A 15,855-nucleotide genomic window follows, 5' to 3' on the forward strand; every position below is an offset into this window, starting at 1 on the left:
GGGCCGCCTGCGTGCCACCTCCTCGACCCACCCCGTGAGGTATCCGGCCATGGCCACGCAATACGACATCCACCACACCACCACCTACCGCTACCGTTCTCCGGTGCGCTTCGGCCTGCACCGCGTGATGTTCCGCCCGCGCGACAGCCACGACCTGCGCGTGCTGGCGACCGACCTGCAGGTCAGCCCGACCGCGGCGGTGCGGATGATCCAGGACCCGCACTCCAACTCCGTGGCGCTCGTGCAGCCGCATGGCGAGGCCACCGAGCTGGCGATCGTCTGCGCGTTCACGGTCGAGCATGTGCCCTCCCCCGGCGACCTGCTCACGCTGGACCCGACGGCCGAGTTCCTGCCGTTCGCCTACGCGCTGCAGGAACGCACCGACCTGGAGCACTACCTGCGGCCGCACCACGACGACCCGGACGGCCTGCTGATCCACTGGGCGCACCAGTTCCTGCTGCACGACGCGCCCAACAGCACGCGCGATACGCTCAAGCGCATGAACGCGCACATCCGCGAGCATTTCACCTACCAGTCGCGCGACGAGGAAGGCACGCAGACGCCGCTGCAGACGCTGGCCGCGCAAGGCGGCAGCTGCCGCGACTACGCGCTGCTCATGATGGAGGCGGCGCGCCGCCTGGGCATCGCCACCCGCTTCGTCTCAGGCTACCTGTACGACCCGGCGCTGGACGCGGCCGGCCAGCAGGCCGGCGACAGCATGGTGGGCGCCGGCGCCACGCACGCCTGGCTGCAGGCCTACTTGCCCGGCGCGGGCTGGGTGGCGTTCGATCCGACCAACGACCTCATGGGCAGCGGCCACCTGCTGCGCGTGGGCGTGGCGCGCGACCCGGCCCTGGCCACGCCGATCAGCGGCAGCTGGTATGGCGAGAAGGACGCCTACGCCGGCATGGACGTGGCCGTGAAGGTCACGCGGCGCCAGGGCTGAGCCGGGCCCAGCGCGGCGCCGTTGAACGGCGCTATGGCGGGCCGTCAGGTCAGCGCGGCTTGCCGGGTTTGCCAGCCTTGCCGGCGGCGGTGCCGGCGCGTGGCGGCAGGCCCGTGTGCTGGGTGAGCAGGCGGCCCTTGACGACCTTGTCCGCCACGGTCCTGGGCTGCTGCGGCGCCGGCGTGGAATTCTTGCGCCGCGCGCTCTGGTAGCCACCGTCGCCCAGCGGCTGCCAGGTCGGAATGAGGTGGTGCTTGCCGTTGCCGATGAGGTCGGCCCGGCCCATGGCCTTGAGCGCCTCGCGCAGCAGCGGCCAGTTGTTCGGGTCGTGGTAGCGCAGGAAGGCCTTGTGCAGCCGGCGCCGCTTCTCGCCCCGCACGATGTCCACCGCCTCGCTGTCCCGCGTGACCTTGCGCAGCGGGTTCTTGTTGGTGTGGTACATCGCCGTGGCCGTGGCCATGGGGCTGGGGTAGAAGGTCTGCACCTGGTCGGCGCGAAAGCCGTTCTGCTTGAGCCAGATGGCCAGGTTCATCATGTCCGAATCGCTGGTACCCGGGTGCGCGGCGATGAAGTACGGGATGAGGTATTGCTTCTTGCCCGCCTCGGCCGAGAACTTCTCGAACATCTGCTTGAACTTGTCGTAGCTGCCGATGCCGGGCTTCATCATCTTCGACAAAGGACCCTGCTCGGTGTGCTCGGGCGCGATCTTCAGGTAGCCGCCCACATGGTGCTGCACGAGTTCCTTGACGTACTCGGGCGACTGCACCGCCAGGTCGTAGCGCAGGCCCGAGCCGATCAGGATCTTCTTGATGCCGCGCAGCCCACGCGCGCGCCGGTAGATCTTGATCAGCGGGCCGTGGTCGGTGGTCAGGTTCTGGCAGATGCCGGGGTACACGCAGCTGGGCTTGCGGCAGGCGGCCTCGATCTCGGGCGTGCGGCAGCCGATGCGGTACATGTTGGCCGTGGGGCCGCCGAGATCGGAGATGGTGCCCGTGAAGCCCGGCACCTTGTCGCGGATCTCCTCGATCTCGCGGATGATGGATTCTTCCGAGCGGCTCTGGATGATGCGGCCCTCGTGCTCGGTGATCGAGCAGAACGTGCAGCCGCCGAAGCAGCCGCGCATGATGTTCACCGAGAAGCGGATCATCTCCCAGGCCGGGATCTTGGTCGCGCCGTCGTGGCCGCCGTGCTCGTCGGCATAGCGCGGGTGCGGGCTGCGCGCGTACGGCAGGTCGAACACGTGGTCCATCTCCGCCGTCGTCAGCGGGATCGGCGGCGGGTTGATCCACACGTCGCGCGCCGTGTGCCCCTCGCCGTGCGCCTGCACCAGCGCGCGCGCATTGCCGGGGTTGGTCTCCAGGTGCAGCACGCGGTTGGCGTGGGCGTAGAGCACGGCATCGGACTTGACCTGCTCGTAGCTGGGCAGGCGGATCACGCTCCGGTCGCGCGGCGGCGGCTTCAGGGCCACGCGCGGGTTGGCGACGAACTGGATGGTCTGGATCGGCGGGTTGACCGCATTGGCCTGGTCGGCCACGGCCTGGGCCTCGTCTTCCTTGGCGCAGGTGGCGCCGTTGGCCTTGGCCTGCTCCGACACCATCAGGTAGGGGTTCACATGCGCGTCGACGCGGCCCGGCAGGTCCACGCTGGTCGAATCGATCTCGAACCAGCCCTCCGGCGTCTCGCGCCGCACGAAGGCCGTGCCGCGCACGTCGGTGATCTCGGCCACGGGCTGGCGCGCGGCCAGTCGGTGCGCCACCTCGACGATGGCGCGCTCGGCGTTGCCGTACAGCAGCAGGTCGCACTTGGCATCCACCACGATGGAGCGGCGCACCTTGTCGCTCCAGTAGTCGTAGTGCGCGATGCGGCGCAGGCTGCCCTCGATGCCGCCCAGCACGATGGGCACGTCGGGAAAGGCCTCGCGGCAGCGCTGCGAGTAGACGATGGCCGCGCGGTCGGGCCGCGCACCGCCCACGTCGCCGGGGGTGTAGGCGTCGTCGCTGCGGATCTTGCGGTCCGCCGTGTAGCGGTTGATCATCGAATCCATGTTCCCGGCGGTCACGCCCCAGAACAGGTTGGGCTTGCCGAGCGCGCGGAAGGGCTCGGCGCTGGTCCAGTCGGGCTGGGCCACGATGCCCACGCGAAAGCCCTGCGCCTCCAGCATGCGGCCGATCACGGCCATGCCGAAGCTGGGGTGGTCCACGTACGCATCGCCCGTCACCAGCACGATGTCGCAGCTGTCCCAGCCCAGCGCCGCCATCTCCTCGCGCGAGGTCGGCAGGAACTTCGCCGTGCCGAAGCGGGCCGCCCAGTACTTGCGGTAGCTGGTCAGCGGCTTGGCGGCGCGCGCGAAAAAGGAAACGTCGACCGGGGCGTTCATCGGGTGGGGTTTGTCCTCGGGGTGGGACGGCAGGCGGGGGAGGAACGCGATTTTAGGCGGCAGCGCCATGTTCTTGCCGGCGTAAGGGTGGAAAGGGGCGGCCTGTGCTACATATATTGGTTGCGATCAGACACAAATCTTCTACAAATGTCGCCAAATTTCCAGGAAGCGGTCCAAAAACTCGTGGAGGACCGCGCCCCGACCGCCGTCAACGCCATCTACAGCTCCCAGGGCATCAAGTTGATCGACCGCGGTGTGAAGGTCGATCCGCGGCTGTACGAGCGGCTGCTGCGGCACCAGCTCGCCGCCCCGCTCGAAGACGCCCTGCAGGCGCAGGACAGCATCAACGGCAAGGCGCTGCGCGGCGCGGCCGAACGGCTGATCGAGCGCCGGCCCCTGCTGGCCTACCTGCTGCAACACGCGGGCCAGCAAGCGCAGCTGCTCGATGCGCTGGAGGCCATTCCGCTGCCGGTGCCGGTGGCGTTCCAGCTCAGCGTGGCGCGCGACGTGCATCCGGCCCTGTTCCAGTACTCGGTGTGCACGTCCATCGTGGCTGGCTGGCTGGTGCTGCGGCCGGGCATGGTGCGCTATGACGTGATCATGCCGATGGCCGCCGGCCTGCTGCAGGACCTGGGCATGATGCACATCGATCCGGTGCTGCTGCAACCCAAGGGCGAGATCACGTCCGAGCAGCGGCGCCAGCTGTATTCGCACCCGCTGGTCTCCGCACTGCTGCTGGAGCGCCACCACGAGTACCCGCGCGAGCTGATCCGTGCCGTGCGCGAGCACCATGAGCTGCTGGACGGCTCGGGCTACCCCGCCCACCTGGCCGGTGACAAGGTCAGCCCCTGGGGCCGCGTGGTGTCGCTGGCGCAGGTGATGTCGGCACTGCTGCGGCCCGGGCGGGGGCTGTCGGCGCTGCGCCTGTCGCTGTTGCTGCGCACCAACCGCCACCAGTTCGACCCGGCCCTGGGCGACCGCGTGCTCAACGCGCTGCGCGGCATGGCGAACGAGAACGTGCCCGCCTCGGCCACCGAGCTGGCCTCCCTGGAGCCGGTGGCCTCGCCCGTGGCCCAGCTCATCGCCATCGACCGGCTGCTCGCTGCGTGGCCGGCCGCGCTGGCCCGCGACGCCGCCGCCACGCCGGCCCGCGTGCAGGGCATGGCCGCCATCGGCCAGCAGTGCGACCAGATGCGCCGGCTGCTGGCCGACGTGGGCGCCAGCGGCGACCAGCTGCTGATGCTGGGCGACGACAAGGACCCGGACCTCATGAGCGAGCTGTCGCTGATCACGCAGGAAATGGGCTGGCAGCTGCGCACGCTGTCGCGCAATGCCAGCCGCCGCTGGGCGCCGGCGGTGGGCGAGGAACTGCCGGCGCTGCTGTCGGCGTGGCTGGACGAGGTCGACGGCTGCCTGGCCGGCCTGGCCTGACCCCGCGGCGGCGCCGCCGGCGGCGCGTGGGACACTGCGGTGCGCTTTTGCCAGCGCCGCCGCCCCGATGAACTCCCCTGCCCCCTCTCCTTCCCTGGCCCGCCAGTTGCTGCCGCTCATGGCCGTCATGGTCCTGGTGCACCTGGCCTTCACGGGCGGCCGCGTGGCGCTCTCGCTGTACGCCATCGCGCTGCACGCCCCCACCATCGTCGTCGGCCTGCAGGTCAGCCTGCTGTCGGTGCTGCCCATGCTGCTGTCGGTGCGGCTGGGGCGCTGGATCGACCGCGTGGGCATGAAGCGGCCGGCCCGCATCGCGATCGCCACCACGGCCGTCGGCACGGCGCTGCCGGCGCTGTGGCCTTCGGTGCCGGTGCTGTGCGCGGCCAGCATGCTGCTGGGCAGCGGCTTCATGCTGCTGCACATGACGGTCTACAACGAGGTCGGCCACAGCACCAACGACCAGACACGCGTGCGCGCCTTCACGCTGCTGGCGCTGGCCTTCTCGACCTCCACGGTGATGGGACCGGTGATCGCCGGCATCGCCATCGACGGCATCGGCCACCGCTGGACCTTCGCGCTGCTGGTGCTGTTCCCGCTGCTGGCCCTGGCGGTGCTGGTGGCCCTGCGCATCCGCGTCGCCCCGCGCCAGGCACCCGGCGGCGCGTCCGGCGCCGGCAGGCTGATGGACCTGCTGCAGGCGCCACGCATGCGCGCCGTCTTCATCATCAGCGGCCTCTTGTCCATGGGCTGGGACATGTTCACCTTCATGGTGCCGGTGCAGGGTGCGCGCATCGGGCTGTCGGCCTCCACCATCGGCCTGATCATGGGCTGCTTCGGCGTGGCCACCTTCGTCGTGCGCCTGGCCATGCCGGTGCTGCAGCGCCACATGAACGAATGGCAGACGCTGACCTGGTCGCTGGGCATCACGGCCGCCGTCTACCTGCTGTTCCCGCTCACCACCTCGGTGCCGCTGCTGCTGGCGCTGGCCTTCGTCAACGGGCTGAGCCTGGGCGCGACCCAGCCCATGGTCATGAGCCTGGTGCACCTGGTGGCGCCGCCGGGCCGCTCGGGCGAGGCGCTGGGCGTGCGCTCCACCATCATGAACGCCAGCCAGGTGTTCCTGCCCATCCTGTTCGGCGGCCTGGGATCGGCGGCCGGCATGGGCCCGGCGTTCTGGACGCTGGCGGCCGTCCTGTCGGGCGGCACGGCCTACGCGCGCCGCTTCTCGCGCGCCGACTGAGCCCCGGCGCGGCCTGGTCCTACAGGCGCCGCGCCGCGGGGCTGATCGTGTCCCGCCACGCGGGGCGGATATAAACCGCCGATGCTGTTTTCCGATTGGTTCCACACCACCCTGGTGCTCGGCGTGCCCATGTCGCAATGGGTCGTTGCCGCCGCTGCCGCCCTCGCCGCCTACTTCTTCATGCGCACCGCACTGCGGTTCGCGCGCGGGCGCATCCGCCGCAATGCCGAGGCCGACACCGCCATGCGCGGCCTGGGCCAGGTGCGGCCCACGCTGGCGCAGATGCTGGACGCCACCAACGGCCTGCTGCTGACGGTGGCCTCGGTGCTGGTCGGCCTGTCGCTGCTGGACCTGCCGGCGCGCTGGTCCGACCGCATCGCCCAACTCTGGTATGTGACGGTGGCGCTGCAGCTGGCGCTGTGGGGCGCGCGGCTCATCGACGTGCTGATGCAGCGCCAGCTCATGCGGCACGCCGCGCCGGGCAGCTCGCCGCAGGCCACGGTCTCCAGCACGCTCATCGGCTGGGGCCTGAACACCGCGCTGTGGGCGGTCGTGGCGCTGGCCGTGCTGTCCAACCTGGGCTTCAACATCACGGCCTTCGTGGCGAGCCTGGGCATCGGCGGCATCGCCATCGCGTTGGCGGCACAGAACATCCTGGGCGACCTGTTCGCCTCCATCGCCATCGCGCTGGACAAGCCCTTCGAGGTCGGCGACTCGATCAACAACGGCAGCGTGAACGGCACGGTCGAGCACGTGGGCATGAAGACCACGCGCCTGCGCAGCCCCAGCGGCGAGCAGATCGTGGTGTCCAACACCGAGCTGCTCAAGGGCTCGCTGCGCAACTTCAAGCGCATGTCCACGCGGCGCATTGAGTTCACCGTGGGCGTGAGCTACGACACCACGCCCGAACAGGCGGCCGAGATCCCGGCCGTGATCCGCCGCGTGGTCGAGGCCCAGCCCGCGCTGGTGTTCGACCGCGCCCACTTCGCGCGGCTGGGCGAGAGTTCGCTCGACTACGTGGTGGTCTACATCATGCAGACGGCCAACTACGGCCAGTACATGGACAACCAGCAGGCCATCAACATCGGCCTGATGCGCGAGTTCGCCGCCATGGGCGTGGAGTTTGCCTTTCCGACGCGCAACGTCGTGCTGTCCGGCTTTCCAGAACAACTGGCTGACGCAGTCAAGTAAATTGGCTAGACTTCGTCAACCATGGACGAAGTCATCGCCGAGCAGGTCAAGGCACTGCGCGCCTTCAACCGCAGCTACACGCGCCACATCGGCCTGCTGGAGCCCTACCTGGACAGCGCGCTCTCGCTGACCGAGGTGCGCGTGCTGTACGAACTGGCGCACCGCGACCAGAGTTCCGCCAGCGAGATCGGCCGCGAACTGGGGCTGGACGGCGGCTACCTGAGCCGCATCCTCAAGCGCTTCGACGCGCGCGGCTGGCTGGCGCGCAGCAGCTCCGCGCTGGACGCCCGCCAGCAGCTTCTGCGGCTGACGCCGGCCGGCCACGCCGCGTTCGCGCCGCTGCAGCAGAAATCGCGCGATGCGGCGCGTGCGCTGCTGCAGGGCCTGCCCGCCGGCGCGCGTGTGGACCTGGTCGAGGCCATGGCGCAGGTGCAGCGCCTGCTGGCGCCGCCGGCCGTGGCGGCCGCTCCGCGCCCACGCACCGCCGTGCTGCGCGAGCCGCGCCCCGGCGACATGGGCTGGGTGGTCCAGCAGCATGGCGAGATCTACGCCCGCGAATACGGCTGGGACGCCCGCTTCGAGGCCCTGGTGGCCGACATCGCCGCGCGTTTCGTGCGCGGCTTCCAGCCCGGCTGGGAACGCTGCTGGATCGCCGAGCTCGACGGCCAGCGCGTGGGCTCGGTGTTCGTCGCGCGCAAGAGCGCCAGGGTGGCGCAGCTGCGCATGCTGATCCTCGCGCCGGCCGCGCGCGGCATGGGCCTGGGCGCCAGGCTGACCGACGAAAGCCTGGCCTTCGCGCGCGCCAAGGGCTACCGCAAGATGGTGCTGTGGACCAACAGCTGCCTGACGGCGGCCCGCGGCATCTACGCGGCGCGCGGCTTCGTGCGCACCAAGAGCGCGCCCTACGAGGACTTCGGCCAGTCGCTGGTCGGCGAGACCTGGGAGCTCAAGCTCCAGTAGCCTGTCAGGCCGGCGGCCGTGCGGCCCAGGCCTGCAGGAAGCGCTCGCGCTTGCGCCGGTCCTGGTAGACCAGCAGGCCCGGCCCCAGCGGGATCGGCCGCAGCGGGCCGGCCGGGCGCCCGGCGGCGGCCACGTCGTCGCGGATCGGCAGGATGCGCGCCTGCTGCGCCAGCACCTGCTGGCCCGCGCGCGACAGCAGGTAGTCGAGGAAGCGCTTGGCTTCCTGCACATGCGGCGCGCTGCGCGGCACGATGGCCGTGCGCGCCAGCACCAGCGTGTAGTCGCGCGGCAGCACCATGCCGATGGGCTCGCCAGCCGCGATGCGGGCCTGCACATAGGAGGCCGGCAGGTTGTAGGCGATGGCGATGCGGCCCGCAGCCACCGCATCGAGCAGCTGCGAGGCGTGTTCGGCGCGCAGCGCCTGGTTGTCCACCAGCGCCGCCAGCAGTGCGCCCGCGCCCGCGTCGATGCGGGCGTCCTGCGTGGCCGCCAGGTAGCCGATGCCGCTGGCCTGCAGGTCGTAGGTGCCCACGCGGCGCGCCAGCGGCCGCGCCGGGTCGCGCAGCAGCTCCAGCAAGGCCTGGCGCGTGGTCGGCGCCGTGCCGTCCGCGAAGCGCCGCGTGTCGTAGGCCATGACGAGCGGCTCGGCGCTGAAGCCGAACACCTCGTTGCGCCAGCGCGCCCAGGCCGGTACCGCGGCCGTCTCGGCCGACTGGTGGGGCTGGGCGTAGCCGTCGTTCACGAGCCGCGCCTGCAGGTCCATGCTGCTGCTGACGAGCATGTCCACCGCCGGGGCCTGGGCCCGGTCCCGGACCATGTGGTCGTACAGGCCCTGGGTCGAGAACTCCTCGTAGCGGATGGCCACCGACGGGTGCTGCTGCTGGTAGGCGCGCAGCACCGCGAGGAAGATCGGCACGTCGGTCGTGCCGATGATGGACAGCGCCGGCCGCGTGCCGTCGGCGGCCTGGCGCAAGGGCGGCAGGTCGGCCACGGCGTCGGCATAGGGCGCGCGGGCCGGCGTGGCCCGGTGCGCCAGGTCGAGCGCGTGGCCCTGGCCCGCGCACCCGCCGAGGGCGGCGGCCAGCCAATGGCGGCGGTTCAACGCGGTCACGGCGCCATGCCCGGCAGCCACAGCAGCAGTTCGAGCCCGCCCCCCGCGCGCAGGCGCACCTCGGCGCGCCCACCGTGGCGCTCGACCACGCGGCGCACGATGGCCAGCCCCAGCCCTGCCCCGCCCGGCCGCGCGCCGGGCCCGCGCGTGAAGCGCTCGAACAGCCCGGGCAAGGCCGCGGCGTCCAGGCCCGGCCCGCGGTCGCCCACGCCGATCCGCCAGCCGCCGCCCTCGGCGTGCAGCCGCACGTCGATCTGCGTCGGCGCCTCGTCCTCGCCGAGCGGCGGCGCGCCGTGGCGCAGCGCGTTGTCGAGCAGGTTCTTCACCGCCTCGCGCAGCATCAGCGCGTCGCCGCGCAGCCAGGCCGGGGCCGCCGGCAGGTCGGCGCGCACCACGGGCTGCGGCTCGGCGCGCGGCATGGTCTCGTGCAAGGCCTCGCGGACCACCTGGGCCAGGTCGACCGGCTCGAAACGGCCCAGGCTGCCGCGGTGGGACACGCTGGCGTCGGCCAGCAGCTGGTTGAGCAGCCGCGTGAGCCGCGCCGCATTCCTCTCCACGGCGACCAGGCCGCGGCGCTGCTCGGTCGCGTCGGGCTCGTCCAGCGCCATCTGCGCCTGGGCACGCAGCGAGGCCAGCGGCGTGCGCATCTGGTGCGCGGCCTCGGCGATGAACACGCGCAGCGCGTCCAGGTTGTCGGCCAGGCGCGCCATGAAGCCGTTCAACGCGCCGACGGCGGGCGCCATCTCCCGCGGCACGGGAGTGGCGATGGCCTGCAGGTCGGATGCGGCGCGCGCGCCGATCTCGCGGCCCAGCCGCTCCACCGGCGCCAGCGCACGCTGCACGCCCCAGGCGCACAGGGCCAGCGCGGCCAGCGTCAGCAGCGCGATGGCGCCCATGGCATTGCGCGTGATGTCGGCCGCCAGCGCGTCGCGGGCCGTGCGCGTCTGGCCGACCTGCAGCCAGGCCTGGCCGGGGCCGCCGGCGCCGGCGGCCCAGTGGCTGGCGACGGCGAAACGCACGGGCGCGCCGCGGTAGACGGCATCGAAGAACACGGGCCGCAGGTCTTGCGCGCCGAGCGCGTGGACGGCGCGCCGCTCGGCCTCGCGCTGCAAGGGCGCCGGCGGCAGCGGCAGGTCGTCGTAGCCCGTCACCACCGTGCCATCGGGCGCGCGCAGGCTGTAGAAGACGCGGTCGTCCTGCGCCTGGCCCAGCAGGTCGAGCGCGGCGTAGGGCAGGTCCATGTCCCAGCGGCCGCGGTCGACCACCGTGGCCTCGCCCATGGCCAGCAGCGAGGCGGCCAGCAGCCGGTCGAACGAGAGGTCGGCGGCGCGCCGCCCATAGGCCTGGGCCGCGATGGCCAGCACCACCATGGCCGCGACGAACAGCCCGCCCAGCGTGGCCAGCAGCCGGCGGCGGATGCTGCCGTGCACGGCCACGGCGGGCAAGGCCATGCTCATGGGCAGGCGTCGTCCTGCGGCGCGGCCTCTGCCAGGTAGCCCACGCTGCGCACCGTGGCGATGCGCAGGCCGCCCTCGCCGATCTTGCGCCGCAGCCGGCCCACGTAGAGGTCGATGGCGTTGGGCCCGGCCTCGTCGTCGAAGCCGAACAGCTTGGCCGCGATCTCCTCGCGCGTGACCACGCGGCCCAGCCGGCCGACCAGGATCTCCAGCAGGCTGAACTCGCGGTTGGGCAGTTCCAGCACCGCATCGCCCAGGCTCACGCGCCGGGCCGCGGTGTCGATGCTGAGCTGGCCGATGCGCAGCACCGCCTCGGCCTGCCCCTGGGGCCGGCGCAGCAGGGCGCGGCAGCGGGCCTCGAACTCGCGGAAGTCGAAGGGCTTGGCCAGGTAGTCGTCTGCGCCGCTGTCCAGCGCGGCCACGCGGTCCTCGATGTCGGCCCGCGCCGTGAGCATGAGCACGGGCGTCTTGTCGCCGCGCGCGCGCAGGTTCGCCAGGATCTCGGTGCCGTCCATGCGCGGCAGGCCGATGTCGAGCACCACGAGGTCGAAGGCATGGTGGTGCAGCAGCGCATCGGCGTCGCGGCCATCGGCCTGCCAGTCGGCCGCGTGGCCCAGGCGGCGCAGGCGCCGCAGCACCGCGTCGGCCAGGTCCGGCGCATCTTCCACGAGCAGCACGCGCATCAGCCCGGCGCTCCCCGGCGCCGGGCCGCGCCCGCGCGTACGTCGTTCCCCATACCGGGTTTACCCTTGGACGCCATGACAAGGGCGCGACAGGCTGGCTTCCTAAGCTCCCGGCTTTTCGTCAGCGCGCAGACCTGCGCGCGCAAGCCAGGAGACTGCACCGATGCGAGGAGAAGAGACATGCTGACCATTCTGGGCTTCGGCATGGTGATGACGTTCATGGTTCTGATCATGAGCAAGCGGCTGTCGCCGCTGGTCGCGCTCACGCTGGTGCCGATTGTCTTCGCACTGGTCGGTGGCTTCCACGCGGGGCTGGGGCCGATGATGCTGGACGGCATCCGCAAGATCGCGCCGACCGGCATCATGCTGATGTTCGCGATCCTGTACTTCGGCGTGATGATCGACGCCGGCCTGTTCGACCCCATCGTCGACCGCATCCTGCGCGCGGCGGGCGGCGACCCGCTCAAGGTGGTGATGGGCTCGGCCGTGCTGGCGGCCGTGATCTCGCTCGATGGCGACGGCTCGACCACCTACATGATCACCGTGGCCTCGATGCTGCCGCTGTACAAGCGCCTGCGCATGAACCCGCTGAGCCTGACCTGCGTGGCGCTGATCGCCAGCGGCCTCATGAACCTCACGCCCTGGGGCGGCCCGACGGCACGCGCCGCCAGTGCGCTGCACCTGGACGTGGGCGATGTCTTCGTGCCGCTGGTCGCACCCATCGCCATCGCGCTCATGGGCCTCATGGCCGTGGCCTTCTGGCTCGGCCTGCGCGAGCGCCGCCGCCTGGGCTACTCGGTGCTGACGGGCGCGGTCGGCTTCGCGCCGCAGCAGGTGGCGGCCGACATCACCGAGGACGAGGACCGGCGCCTGCCGCCCGAGCAGACCAGCGACGAGGACGTGCGCCGCCCGCACCTGCGCTGGGTCAACGGCCTGCTGACGCTGGCGCTGATGGCCTGCCTGGTGCTGGGCGTGCTGCCACTGCCGGTGCTGTTCATGATCGCGTTCGCCATCGCGCTGGTCATCAACTACCCCGACCTGGCCGAGCAGCGCCGGCGCATCTCCAACCACGCCGGCAACGTCGTGGCCGTGGTCTCGCTGATCTTCGCGGCCGGCATCTTCACGGGCATCCTGTCGGGCACCGGCATGGTGGAGGCGATGTCGCGCAGCCTGCTGGCCGTGATCCCGCCGTCGATGGGCCCGTACTTCGCGCCCATCACGGCCATCGCCAGCATGCCGTTCACCTTCTTCATGTCCAACGACGCCTTCTACTACGGCGTGCTGCCCATCCTGACGCAGGCCGCTGCCGAGTACGGCGTCACGCCGGTCGAGATGGCCCGCGCCTCGCTGATCGGCCAGGCCGTGCACCTGCTGAGCCCGCTGGTGCCCTCGACCTACCTGCTCGTGGGCCTGGCCGGCGTGGACTTCGGCGACCACCAGCGCTTCACGCTCAAGTGGGCGGTGCTGGTGTCGCTAGTGCTCATGGCGGCGTGCCTGCTGCTGGGCGTGTTCCCGTTCGCGGCGACCGCGCCATGACATTCATTGCATGAACCAGCCGTGGCTGACCACCAGCGACTGGCCGGTCAGCGCATTGGTCGGGAAGCCCGCGAACAGCAGCGCCACCCGGGCCACGTCGTCGGTGGTGGTGAACTCGCCGTCCACCGTCTCCTTGAGCATCACGTTCTTGACGACCTCGGCCTCGCTGATGCCCAGTGTCCTGGCCTGCTCCGGAATCTGCTTCTCCACGAGCGGCGTGCGCACGAAGCCCGGGCAGATCACGTTGGCGCGCACCCCGTGCGCGGCACCCTCCTTGGCCACGGTCTTGCACAGGCCGACCAGGCCGTGCTTGGCCGTCACGTAGGGCGCCTTGAGCAGCGAGGCCTCCTTGGAGTGCACCGAGCCCATGTAGATCACGCTGCCGCCGCGGCCCTGGGCGTACATGCGCTTCAGGCAGGCGCGCGTGGTGAGGAAGGCGCCGTCCAGGTGGATGGCCAGCATCTTCTTCCAGTCGGCGAAGCTGAATTCCTCGACCGGGTGCACGATCTGGATGCCGGCGTTGCTGACCAGGATGTCGATGCCGCCGAAGGCCGTGGCGGCTTGCTCCACCGAGGCCTCGACCTGGGCCTCGTCCGTCACGTCGACGGCCACGCCCATGGCGCGCACGCCAAGGTCGCGCAGTTGTGCGGCAGTGGCGTCGGCCGCCGCCTTGTTGAGGTCGGCGACGACGATGTCGGCGCCCTCGCGGGCGAAGACCGTCGCGATCTCCTTGCCGATGCCGCTGGCCGATCCGGTGATGTAGGCGACCTTGTTCTTGAGCTGTTGCATGGTGGTGTCCTCGGTGTGTGTTGGGGGGAGCGTGGAGTGGGTTCAGGCCAGGTAGTCGTGCTCGACCGTGCCGAGCGCGAGCGTCATGTCGGCGATGTAGTGCACGGCCGACTCCACCTTGCGCACCGGCAGGTCGGCGACCGGCGCCAGCGCGTGCGGGTGGAGTTCCAGCGCAGCCGGGCCGGACCAGGCGCCGTGCAGCTGGATGTCGACCATGTGGTAGCGCACCAGCTCGCAGATGCGCGGCGAGCCGTCCACGTGCGGAATGACCTTGAGCAGGAAGTTAGGCTGGGCCAGCGATGCCAGGATGGGGCCGTGCTCCAGCGTGCGGTGCTTGAAGCCCATGGTGGCGGTGGCTACGCGCACCTTGCCGTAGTCCAGCGTGCCCACCACGGTGTCGGTCTCGTAGTCCAGCACCGGCGTGGCCAGCTTCTTCGGGAAGCCCCAGAGCTCGCGGCCGCCGGCGATCGGCGGGTGGTCGTTCAGGTACATGGCGTGCACATAGGCGCCCTGCTCCAGGCCCTTGGCCGTGCGCAGCCGCACCGGGATCACCTGGCCCGACTCGGTGTAGTCGCCAAAGCCCGTGGAGTCCGGCATGCGGATGAACTCGTACTTGACCAAGGGCTCGGCCACCTCCAGCGGCTCGGGCACCACGGCGCGCAGCGCGTCCATGTCGGTGCGGTAGGTGATGACCACGAACTCGCGGCGCACGAAGCGGTAGGGGCCGCAAGGGAACGCGGGGCTGGTGGCCGGCATCGCGAATGCGCGGCGCACGTCTTCGGTTTTCATCGGTGGCTTCCTGTGGGAGAGAGCCCCCACTCTGCGCCGCGAGACTTAGACGAAACTGAAAACGCCGGCCGCGCTGCGCGCCGCCGCGGCCCGGGATAATTCGCGCCATGCCCGCCCCCGATCCCGAGCCGCAAACAGCCGGCACCCTCGCGCAGCCGAGCTCCAAGACCGACCTCTTCCTCTCGTTCACCTGGCTCGCATTGCAAGGCTTCGGCGGCGTGCTGGCCGTGGTGCAGCGCGAGCTGGTCGAGAAAAAACGCTGGCTGGGCCGCGACGAATTCGTCGAGGAATGGGCCGTCGCGCAGATCATGCCGGGGCCCAACGTGGTGAACCTGTCGATGATGATCGGCGCCCGCTACTTCGGCCTGCCCGGTGCGCTGGCCGCGCTGGCCGGCATGCTGCTGGCGCCGCTGGTGGTGGTGCTGCTGCTGGCGCTGGGCTACACGCACTTCGCCGACGACCCGCACATGGCCGGCGCGCTGCGCGGCATGGGCGCGGTGGCCGCCGGCCTGATCATGGCCACCGGCATCAAGCTGGTCGGGGCGCTGCGCAGCAACGTGCTGGGGCGCGGCCTGTGCGCTGCGTTCGGGCTGCTGTGCTTCGTGGGCATCGCGCTGCTGCGCTGGCCGCTGGCCTATGTGCTGTTCGGCCTGGGCGCGCTGGCCAGCGTGCTGGCCTGGCGCCGGCTTGCGCCATGACGGGGCCGCTGCTCTCCCTGGGCGCGGCCGACTGGCTGTCGCTGTTCCTGCACTTCGCCACGCTGTCGCTGCTGGCCGTGGGCGGGGCCATCACCACGGCGCCCGACATGCACCGCTTCCTGGTCGACCGCCAGCATTGGCTGACCGACCCGCAGTTCAGCGCCTCCATCGCCATCGCCCAGGCCGCGCCGGGGCCCAACGTGCTGTTCGTCGCGCTGATGGGCTGGAACGTGGGGCTCAACGCGGGCGGCTATGCCACGGCGGCGCTGGGGCTCACGGTCACCATGGTCGGCGTGCTGCTGCCCAGCTCCACGTTGACCTATCTCAGCGCGCAGTGGGGCCACCGCAACCGGCACCGGCGCAGCGTGCGCGCCTTCAAGGCCGGCATGGCGCCCATCGTCGTGGCGCTGCTCATCGCCACCGGCTGGGTGCTGGCCGGCACCCAGGGCGCGGCGGCGCAGAACTGGCGGCTGTGGCTGCTGACGGCCGTGGTGGCTGTCGTGGTCTGGCGCACGCGGCTGCATCTGCTGTGGCTGCTGGGCGCGGGCGCGCTGCTCGGCGCGTTCGGCTGGCTCTAGGCCAACGGCCGGGCCCGAGACCCTAGGGTTAGCCATTAGCCGCCTGTCCGGCAGTCCGGATCGCCCGGA

The 15,855-nt window shown here is 71.3% G+C and carries 14 protein-coding genes; 8 read left to right on the forward strand and 6 right to left on the reverse strand.

The features are described 5' to 3' along the window. The first annotated feature begins 49 nt into the window (after nt 1–49). Nucleotides 50–946, forward strand: coding sequence for a transglutaminase family protein (locus ASF44_RS20580; RefSeq protein WP_056901097.1), 897 nt, complete (start codon nt 50–52; stop codon nt 944–946). A gap of 49 nt (nt 947–995) precedes the next feature. On the opposite strand, the gene ASF44_RS20585 is transcribed toward ASF44_RS20580, so the two are convergent. Continuing rightward, nucleotides 996–3,323 (reverse strand): YgiQ family radical SAM protein, encoded by a 2,328-nt coding sequence (locus tag ASF44_RS20585; RefSeq protein WP_056901098.1) that lies wholly within the window; start codon nt 3,321–3,323, stop codon nt 996–998. Nucleotides 3,324–3,470: 147 nt separating this feature from the next. Between ASF44_RS20585 and ASF44_RS20590 the strand changes: the two genes are divergently transcribed. The 4 genes from ASF44_RS20590 (at nt 3,471) to ASF44_RS20605 (ending at nt 8,145) form a co-directional block, all read left to right on the forward strand. Continuing rightward, a complete protein-coding gene (locus ASF44_RS20590) occupies nt 3,471–4,754 on the forward strand; it encodes an HD-GYP domain-containing protein (protein ID WP_156374613.1) in 1,284 nt (427 codons plus the stop codon). A gap of 67 nt (nt 4,755–4,821) precedes the next feature. After that, nucleotides 4,822–5,994: an MFS transporter gene (locus ASF44_RS20595; RefSeq protein WP_162243854.1), complete on the forward strand. Its 1,173-nt coding sequence runs from the start codon at nt 4,822–4,824 to the stop codon at nt 5,992–5,994. An 81-nt stretch (nt 5,995–6,075) separates the two neighbouring features. Next, nucleotides 6,076–7,185 (forward strand): mechanosensitive ion channel family protein, encoded by a 1,110-nt coding sequence (locus ASF44_RS20600; protein WP_056901101.1) that lies wholly within the window; start codon nt 6,076–6,078, stop codon nt 7,183–7,185. Between the two features lie 21 nt (nt 7,186–7,206). Continuing rightward, nucleotides 7,207–8,145, forward strand: coding sequence for a helix-turn-helix domain-containing GNAT family N-acetyltransferase (locus ASF44_RS20605; protein ID WP_056901102.1), 939 nt, complete (start codon nt 7,207–7,209; stop codon nt 8,143–8,145). A gap of 4 nt (nt 8,146–8,149) precedes the next feature. On the opposite strand, the gene ASF44_RS20610 is transcribed toward ASF44_RS20605, so the two are convergent. Genes ASF44_RS20610 through ASF44_RS20620 form a run of 3 tightly spaced genes read right to left on the reverse strand, consistent with a single transcriptional unit; the run spans nt 8,150 to nt 11,396 of the window. Beyond that, the gene (locus ASF44_RS20610; protein ID WP_162243855.1) at nt 8,150–9,256 is read right to left on the reverse strand and encodes an ABC transporter substrate-binding protein; all 1,107 of its coding nucleotides are present in this window, start codon (nt 9,254–9,256) and stop codon (nt 8,150–8,152) included. Then, nucleotides 9,253–10,713, reverse strand: a complete 1,461-nt coding sequence (locus tag ASF44_RS20615; protein ID WP_056901103.1) for a sensor histidine kinase — start codon at nt 10,711–10,713, stop codon at nt 9,253–9,255. Before ASF44_RS20615 ends, ASF44_RS20610 begins: the two co-directional genes overlap by 4 nt. Continuing rightward, nucleotides 10,710–11,396, reverse strand: coding sequence for a response regulator transcription factor (locus ASF44_RS20620; protein ID WP_056901104.1), 687 nt, complete (start codon nt 11,394–11,396; stop codon nt 10,710–10,712). Before ASF44_RS20620 ends, ASF44_RS20615 begins: the two co-directional genes overlap by 4 nt. Nucleotides 11,397–11,576: 180 nt before the next feature. On the opposite strand from ASF44_RS20620, the gene ASF44_RS20625 reads away from it, so the two are divergent. Next, entirely contained in the window at nt 11,577–12,932 is a 1,356-nt protein-coding gene (locus ASF44_RS20625) for a CitMHS family transporter (protein WP_056901105.1), read from the forward strand. Nucleotides 12,933–12,935: 3 nt separating this feature from the next. Here the strand turns inward: ASF44_RS20625 and ASF44_RS20630 are convergent, their stop codons facing one another. Further along, nucleotides 12,936–13,721, reverse strand: a complete 786-nt coding sequence (locus ASF44_RS20630) for a 3-hydroxybutyrate dehydrogenase (RefSeq protein ID WP_056901106.1) — start codon at nt 13,719–13,721, stop codon at nt 12,936–12,938. Between the two features lie 42 nt (nt 13,722–13,763). Further along, on the reverse strand, nt 13,764–14,510 hold the full coding sequence (locus tag ASF44_RS20635) for an acetoacetate decarboxylase (protein WP_056901107.1): 747 nt from the start codon (nt 14,508–14,510) through the stop codon (nt 13,764–13,766). Between the two features lie 107 nt (nt 14,511–14,617). Here ASF44_RS20635 and ASF44_RS20640 point away from each other — a divergent pair, with 107 nt between their 5' ends. Next, nucleotides 14,618–15,208 (forward strand): chromate transporter, encoded by a 591-nt coding sequence (locus ASF44_RS20640; RefSeq protein WP_056901108.1) that lies wholly within the window; start codon nt 14,618–14,620, stop codon nt 15,206–15,208. After that, nucleotides 15,205–15,786 carry a chromate transporter gene (locus ASF44_RS20645; protein ID WP_056901109.1) on the forward strand — a complete coding sequence of 194 codons (582 nt, stop codon included), beginning with the start codon at nt 15,205–15,207 and terminating at the stop codon, nt 15,784–15,786. Before ASF44_RS20640 ends, ASF44_RS20645 begins: the two co-directional genes overlap by 4 nt. Nucleotides 15,787–15,855: the final 69 nt, after the last annotated feature.

This window comes from Pseudorhodoferax sp. Leaf274 (genome assembly GCF_001422445.1).
In the GTDB taxonomy this organism is placed as follows: Bacteria; Pseudomonadota; Gammaproteobacteria; order Burkholderiales; family Burkholderiaceae_C; genus Pseudorhodoferax.

Excerpts from the sequence above, each read along its gene's own strand:
- ASF44_RS20580 (WP_056901097.1), top strand. The coding sequence starts at position 50 with ATGGCCACGCAATACGACATCCACCACACCACCACCTACCGCTACCGT.
- ASF44_RS20585 (WP_056901098.1), bottom strand. The coding sequence starts at position 3,323 with ATGAACGCCCCGGTCGACGTTTCCTTTTTCGCGCGCGCCGCCAAGCCG.
- ASF44_RS20590 (WP_156374613.1), top strand. The coding sequence starts at position 3,471 with ATGTCGCCAAATTTCCAGGAAGCGGTCCAAAAACTCGTGGAGGACCGC.
- ASF44_RS20595 (WP_162243854.1), top strand. The coding sequence starts at position 4,822 with ATGAACTCCCCTGCCCCCTCTCCTTCCCTGGCCCGCCAGTTGCTGCCG.
- ASF44_RS20600 (WP_056901101.1), top strand. The coding sequence starts at position 6,076 with ATGCTGTTTTCCGATTGGTTCCACACCACCCTGGTGCTCGGCGTGCCC.
- ASF44_RS20605 (WP_056901102.1), top strand. The coding sequence starts at position 7,207 with ATGGACGAAGTCATCGCCGAGCAGGTCAAGGCACTGCGCGCCTTCAAC.
- ASF44_RS20615 (WP_056901103.1), bottom strand. The coding sequence starts at position 10,713 with ATGAGCATGGCCTTGCCCGCCGTGGCCGTGCACGGCAGCATCCGCCGC.
- ASF44_RS20620 (WP_056901104.1), bottom strand. The coding sequence starts at position 11,396 with ATGCGCGTGCTGCTCGTGGAAGATGCGCCGGACCTGGCCGACGCGGTG.
- ASF44_RS20625 (WP_056901105.1), top strand. The coding sequence starts at position 11,577 with ATGCTGACCATTCTGGGCTTCGGCATGGTGATGACGTTCATGGTTCTG.
- ASF44_RS20630 (WP_056901106.1), bottom strand. The coding sequence starts at position 13,721 with ATGCAACAGCTCAAGAACAAGGTCGCCTACATCACCGGATCGGCCAGC.
- ASF44_RS20635 (WP_056901107.1), bottom strand. The coding sequence starts at position 14,510 with ATGAAAACCGAAGACGTGCGCCGCGCATTCGCGATGCCGGCCACCAGC.
- ASF44_RS20640 (WP_056901108.1), top strand. The coding sequence starts at position 14,618 with ATGCCCGCCCCCGATCCCGAGCCGCAAACAGCCGGCACCCTCGCGCAG.
- ASF44_RS20645 (WP_056901109.1), top strand. The coding sequence starts at position 15,205 with ATGACGGGGCCGCTGCTCTCCCTGGGCGCGGCCGACTGGCTGTCGCTG.